At 65.7% G+C, this 5,982-nt stretch carries 6 protein-coding genes; all 6 read left to right on the forward strand.

The genetic code is table 11. The features are described 5' to 3' along the window. Positions 1–72 precede the first annotated feature (72 nt). On the forward strand, positions 73–1,041 hold the full coding sequence (locus B552_RS0126155) for a tripartite tricarboxylate transporter substrate binding protein (protein WP_019452023.1): 969 nt from the start codon (positions 73–75) through the stop codon (positions 1,039–1,041). Positions 1,042–1,084: 43 nt separating this feature from the next. Next, positions 1,085–2,023 carry a 2-hydroxyacid dehydrogenase gene (locus B552_RS0126160; protein ID WP_019452024.1) on the forward strand — a complete coding sequence of 313 codons (939 nt, stop codon included), beginning with the start codon at positions 1,085–1,087 and terminating at the stop codon, positions 2,021–2,023. A 412-nt stretch (positions 2,024–2,435) separates the two neighbouring features. Next, the gene (locus tag B552_RS0126165; protein ID WP_019452025.1) at positions 2,436–4,028 is read left to right on the forward strand and encodes an EAL domain-containing protein; all 1,593 of its coding nucleotides are present in this window, start codon (positions 2,436–2,438) and stop codon (positions 4,026–4,028) included. Between the two features lie 99 nt (positions 4,029–4,127). Further along, entirely contained in the window at positions 4,128–4,745 is a 618-nt protein-coding gene (locus tag B552_RS0126170; RefSeq protein WP_019452026.1) for a LysE family translocator, read from the forward strand. 274 nt (positions 4,746–5,019) lie between these two features. Continuing rightward, positions 5,020–5,490, forward strand: coding sequence for a phasin family protein (locus tag B552_RS0126175; RefSeq protein WP_026036068.1), 471 nt, complete (start codon positions 5,020–5,022; stop codon positions 5,488–5,490). A gap of 208 nt (positions 5,491–5,698) precedes the next feature. Next, positions 5,699–5,982, forward strand: a 284-nt coding sequence (locus B552_RS27945) for a hypothetical protein (protein ID WP_019452028.1), incomplete at its 3' end; no start/stop codon positions are given.

Below are 5,982 nucleotides of genomic sequence, written 5' to 3' on the forward strand. Positions count from 1 at the left end.
CCCCACCCCTCTCCCACTTCATGGGAGAGGGGAGCGCATAACAAACGATATCGGTACAAGACCGGAGACATCATGTTGAAGATTGCCCACCTCACTGCAGCGTTATGCGCTGCCACGCTCGCTGTCACCGCGCATGCGCAGACGAACTGGCCCACGCGCGCCGTCACGATCATCGTGCCGTTCACGCCCGGCGGCGGCACCGACATTGGCACGCGCCTGGTGGCGCAACGCCTGTCCCAGATCTGGGGGCAGCCGGTGGTCGTCGACAACCGCCCCGGCGCGGCCGGCAATGTCGGGCTGGAACTGACCGCGCGCGCCAAACCCGATGGCTACACGCTGGTGGCGGGCAATGTCGGCACGCAATCGGTCAACCCATTCCTGTACAAGAAGCTCGCGTACAACCCTGACGGATTCGTGCCGGTGACGATGATGGCCGAGCTGCCGTTCGCGCTGGTGGTCACGCCGGGCCTGCCGGCGAAGACGCCGAAGGAACTCGTGGCGCTGGCCAAGGCGAAGCCGGGCAAGCTCACGTTCGCAAGCTCGGGGACAGGCGGCTCGCCGCATCTGTCGGGCGAGATCTTCAAGGCAGCCACCGGCACCGACCTGCTCCACGTGCCATACAAGGGCGGTGGCGCAGCGATGACCGACCTGATGGCCGGCAACGTCGACATGCTGTTCGCATCGATACTGGAAACGACGGGCCATGTGAAGGCAGGCAAGCTGCGTGCGCTGGCCGTGACCGGCACGGTGCGCTCCCCGTCCATGCCGGACGTGCCCACGCTTGCCGAAGCGGGCATCCAGAATGCGGAATCGGGCTCCTGGGTGGGACTGCTGGCGCCGGCCGGCACGCCGAAGGAGATCGTCGACAAGATTGCCGCTGGCGTGAAGCAGGTGGTTGCCATGCCTGAAGTGAAGAAGCAGCTTATCGAACAGGGCGCCATTCCGGTGGGCAACACCCCGCAGCAATTCGCCGACATCATCGCGCGCGACCGCAAGCGTTACGCAAGGATCATCGCCGACAATCACCTGAGTGCGGACTGACCCGCGCCCAGCCATATATCCAAAGACAAAGGACTCTCCCCGCATGAAACCCCGCCTTCTGCAGCATGGCCGGCTCCCGGAAAACACCGAGGCCCGCCTTGCCGAGCACTTCGATGTGCATCCGTTCTGGGCCGAGACCGATCCCGCCAGCTATCTGGCCAGCCACGGTGGCGAATTCGTGGCGATGACCACGCGTGCCGCGATCGGCGTCGATGCCACGATGCTGGCCGCGCTGCCGAACCTGCGCGTGATCTCCAGCTTTGGCGTTGGCACGGACAAGCTCGATCTCGAGACGGCCCGCGCACGCGGCATCGCCGTTGGCTACACGCCGGACGTGCTTAACGACTGCGTGGCCGACACCGCCTTCGCGTTGCTGATGGACGCGGCGCGCCAGGTCAGCGCGGCCGATCGTTATGTGCGTCACGGCGAATGGCTCAAGGGCCCGTACCCGCTGACCACGCGCGTCAGCGGCAAGCGCCTGGGCATCGTCGGCATGGGGCGCATTGGCCGCGTGATCGCCAGGCGGTCGAGCGGCTTCGACATGGAGGTGCGCTACTTCGGCCGCAAGCCGCAGGACGATGTTGCCTATGGCTTCGAACCTTCGCTCGAGGCGCTGGCTCGCTGGGCCGATTTTCTCGTCGTGGCAACGTCCGGTGGCCCGTCCACGCGGCACATGATCTCGGCAAGCGTGCTGGAAGCGCTTGGTCCGCAGGGCTACCTGATCAACATCGCGCGCGGCACGGTGGTCGATGAAACCGCACTCGTGGATGCGCTGACGCACAAGCGCATCGCAGGCGCCGGACTCGATGTGTTCGAGAGCGAGCCGCATGTGCCGGAGGCCTTGTTCCCGCTCGACAACGTGGTGCTGCTGCCGCACGTGGCCAGCGGCACGCACGAGACGCGTGCGGCGATGGCCGGTCTTGTGTTCGACAACCTGCAGAGCTTCTTTGCCACGGGCGCCGTGCTGAAGTCCGCGCTCTGACCTGCGGTCCGGTCTTCGGTCCGGTCTTCGGTCCGATCTACGGCCTGGTCCGTCTTGCCGCGTGCAGCCAGGGTGACACTGCGCAGTAGTATTCCCGCCCCGGGGCCCGGCGCGTGGCGCACGCCGGCACGCCGCGGCCCCGGGCGTAACGAAAGCGCCCTACGCTGTACAGGCTGCCGCCGCCGTCACCCTGCCTCACCTCTCAGACCCGCCTCAAACCCGACATCCGGCCGACAGCGACGGTGCGCCGGCGCATGTCGACGCCAAAAAAGTAGCAGCCGGGATTGGCGATTGTTCGCTATGCTCCCCATAGCGGCAGTTTTCCTGTTTCAGCGCATACCCGGTTGATCGATGGATCGGCGCCTCCCCAACGGCGGGCGCCGCTTGCGGCGTAGTCTCATGAGGGCACCCGATGCAGCGAAGCTGGTTCCTGGTGGTGACGATCGTGCTGACGACGCTGGCCACGCTGTTCCCCGCGGGAATCGGTGTGTTCATGGCGCAGCTCGAAGCGAACCGGCGCGAAGCGGACCAGCTCAGCGTGTTTGCGGACGCCGCAGTCAAGCGGGCCGAATCGGTCATGACGCAGGCGCTGAGCGCGCTGCAGGACATGGAGGCGCTCAAGGACGAGCCGTGCTCGCCCGGCAATCTGGTCGAACTGCGCCGCATCACCTACACCTATTCGTACATCCAGGACGCCGGCGTCTACCGGGCCGGCAAGCGGCTCTGCTCGGCGCTGCTCGGCCCCATTCAGGCGGGCCAGCTTGTCCTGCCGCCGCCAGACTGGCGCACGCCGGACGGGCTCGATTTCTGGTTCGATCAACTGAGTCCGTTCAATTCCCCGCGCCGCGTGATGCTGATCGGCCGCAACGGCAACAACGTGGGGCTCGACCCACAAGTGTTCGTGGATGTCGTCGATCGGGAATCGCGCATGCTGGCCGTCGTACAGACCGAGGCGGGCCGGATTTTCGCCGCCACGCAGGGCGCAAGCCTGGCGCGGCTTCAGCGCGCGTATGCCGAGCACGCCTACGGCGCCACTGGCGGAGAGGCGCTGCAGGAGGACGATGCCTCGATCGTGCTGCGCAGGTCGCGCACCATGCCGCTGGCCGTGGTGGTGCTGGCGCCGAATGCAGCGCTGCTGGCCAACTGGAAAGCGCTGCTGATTGGCGGCCTGGTGGTGGGGCTTGCTGCCGGCGTGCCGCTTGGCATCCTGGTCTGGCGACGCGCCACGCGGCGCTTCAGCCTGGAAGGCGAGTTGCGTGGCGCGGTTCGCCGTCATGAAATGGCTGTGCATTACCAGCCGATCGTCTCGCTGACCGACAACCACTGGGTTGGCGTGGAGGCGCTTGTGCGCTGGCGCCGCCACGGCCGGCTAGTGCGGCCCAACCTGTTTATCCCGATGGCCGAGAACGCGGGCCTGATCCAGCAGATCACCGACCAGGTGCTGGAGATCGTGCTGGCCGAGGTTGGCTCGCTGCTGCGCCGCTACCCGTCGTTCTACGTATCGATCAACGTTGGCGTGGAAGACCTCAAGAGCCGGCGCTTCCTGGGCGTGCTGACTTCGCGCCTGCGCAACACCGGCATCTCGCCCGGGCAGATCCGCATCGAGGCCACCGAACGCGGCTTCCTGGAGCCCGATGTGGCACGCGAGACGATCCAGGCGTTCCGCGATGCCGGGCACCCGGTCTATATCGACGACTTCGGCACCGGCTATTCGAGCCTGTCTTACCTGCAGAGCTTCAAGGTGGACGCGCTCAAGATCGACAAGTCGTTTGTCGACACGATCGGGCAGGAGGCCGCATCGAGCACGGTGGCTCCGCACATCATCGCGATGGCGCGCTCGCTGGGCCTGCAGGTTGTGGCCGAGGGCATCGAGGACGAGGCACAGGCCGATTTCCTGCGCGAGCAGGGCGTCGACTTTGGACAGGGCTGGCTGTTCGGACGGCCCATACCGGCTGTGGAACTGGCGCAACTGATGGGGCGCGCGACCCCGCAGGCCGTGACCTGATCGCTAGAATGGGCAACGCGGCCAATCGAGCGCCATTCGCCTTCATTGACCGCCTGCCGCCCCCAAACAACTCCAACCACCGTTCAAGCGCGAGCCAGCATGTCACTCCCTACCCTGTTCCTGACCGCTGCAGGCGTCGGCCTGGCCGTGGCAGCGCCCGTTGGCCCGATGGGCATGCTCTGCATTCGCCGGACACTGACCGACGGGCCGCGCGCGGGCCTGGCCATCGGCTTTGGCATTGCCTGCGGCGATGCCATCTACGGTCTGGTGGCGGCGCTGGGGCTGGTTGGCATTTCGCAGTTCATGCTGGCCTACGACAAGCCGCTGCATCTGGCTGCCGGGCTGTTCCTGGTCTACCTGGGACTGCGCACGTTCCGGCAGAAGCCGACCGACCAGGCAGCGTCGCTGCGCGGCAACGGCTCCGGGATTCGCGCTTTCTCCAGCGCGCTGCTGCTGACGCTGACGAATCCGCAAACCATCATCATGTTCGCGGCGCTGTTTGCCACGCTCGCGCCGCGCGGGCCGTTCTCGACCCCGATCGCCATGACCACGGTGTTCGGCGTGTTCTGCGGTTCGATCCTGTGGTGGTGCGTACTGGTCACGATCGTAAGCGGCGCCCGTCATGCGCTGGGCATGCGCGTACGCATATGGATCGACCGCGCGGCCGGCCTGGCGCTTGCCGCGTTCGGCGTGTCGGAGATCCGCCGCGCGCTGTAGCGCTGTAGCGCACTCGTCACCACGTGGACGAAACGGCGCAAACGCCGCAGGTCCAGTTCCTTTCCTGTCACAAGCGGCCGGTATCGTACCTGTGCGCGGGTTGACCGTGCGCGCTCGATGGATAAGCATGTGGGCACAGCCTTTCATACTGCAGTGACGCCACCGTCACCGCGCCTGGCCCCATCCTGTTCCCTTCTTGTTCACCGGGCCGGCACAGTCCTCGCTTTCAGCTCGTCCACCACCAGGTACCAGGTACCAAAACGGAGCCTTCACCATGCAAAGCACCACAACGGTTACGCCGACTCTGTGGCCCATGCCGCCATTTGCGTTCCAGGCCTTTGTTTCGATCGACGACACGCTGATCGAAAGCTGGCGCAAGCTGATGGGCCTCAATACCGACTTTGTCCGTTCGATGCTTGAGGAAGCACAGTTCGACTGGGCGTCGTGCCTGGTCGCCAAGGAACCGGAAGATCTCTATGTGCGCGAATGGTCCTGCCAGACGCCTTTCCTGACGATCCCGATGCACTACGCCACGGCCATGATGGAGCTGACCGCCGCCACGCAGCGCGCATGGGTGGACGCCTGGGGCCATATGTTCGGGTTGCCGGCACTGCTGCCGACGATGGCCGACTTTACCGCTACCGCCGCGGCCGTGACCGCAGGGGCGGCTGGCCTGGACGTGGTGGACGTGCCGGCTTCCGCCATTCGCGAAACGCCGCATCCGCGCGAAGGCAAGACCCACTAGCGCAGCGCAGTGCCTGCGGCTCCGCATATCGGCATGCAATCGGGGCCGCAGGAATGATCCACAACAAGTTGCGCTGCGCGCGATCCTCGTTTCCTCGTTGAAACGACTATGCTGCAAGGGACATGCATTCGTGTCATGCCGCCGGCCCGATGGCAATGTGGGCGCACTCGGGCCGGCAAGTGATTCGCGCCCATCTTGCGAGGCAGCCATGAGCAAGACTTTACTCACCAGCCTGATCGTTGCCACGGCGGCCCTGGTGGCCGCGCCGGTGGCTCATGCTCAGGACAAGAAGCAGTTCGACCCCTATACGCAAGGCGCCAAGACGGACAAGTACAACCCGTACACGGACGGCGCCAGGGCCGGCGACAAGTTTGATCCGTATTCGCAGGGTGCCAATACAACCACCCAATCCGACCTTGCGCCAACCCAGAAGGCCGATCCGTACACCGATGGCGCAAAGGCCAGCAAGTACGATCCGTACACCGATGGCGC

It is taken from the genome of Cupriavidus sp. BIS7, assembly GCF_000292345.1.
In the GTDB taxonomy this organism is placed as follows: Bacteria; Pseudomonadota; Gammaproteobacteria; order Burkholderiales; family Burkholderiaceae; genus Cupriavidus.

Coding starts and splice junctions, on each gene's coding strand:
- B552_RS0126155 (WP_019452023.1), top strand. CDS start 73: ATGTTGAAGATTGCCCACCTCACTGCAGCGTTATGCGCTGCCACGCTC.
- B552_RS0126160 (WP_019452024.1), top strand. CDS start 1,085: ATGAAACCCCGCCTTCTGCAGCATGGCCGGCTCCCGGAAAACACCGAG.
- B552_RS0126165 (WP_019452025.1), top strand. CDS start 2,436: ATGCAGCGAAGCTGGTTCCTGGTGGTGACGATCGTGCTGACGACGCTG.
- B552_RS0126170 (WP_019452026.1), top strand. CDS start 4,128: ATGTCACTCCCTACCCTGTTCCTGACCGCTGCAGGCGTCGGCCTGGCC.
- B552_RS0126175 (WP_026036068.1), top strand. CDS start 5,020: ATGCAAAGCACCACAACGGTTACGCCGACTCTGTGGCCCATGCCGCCA.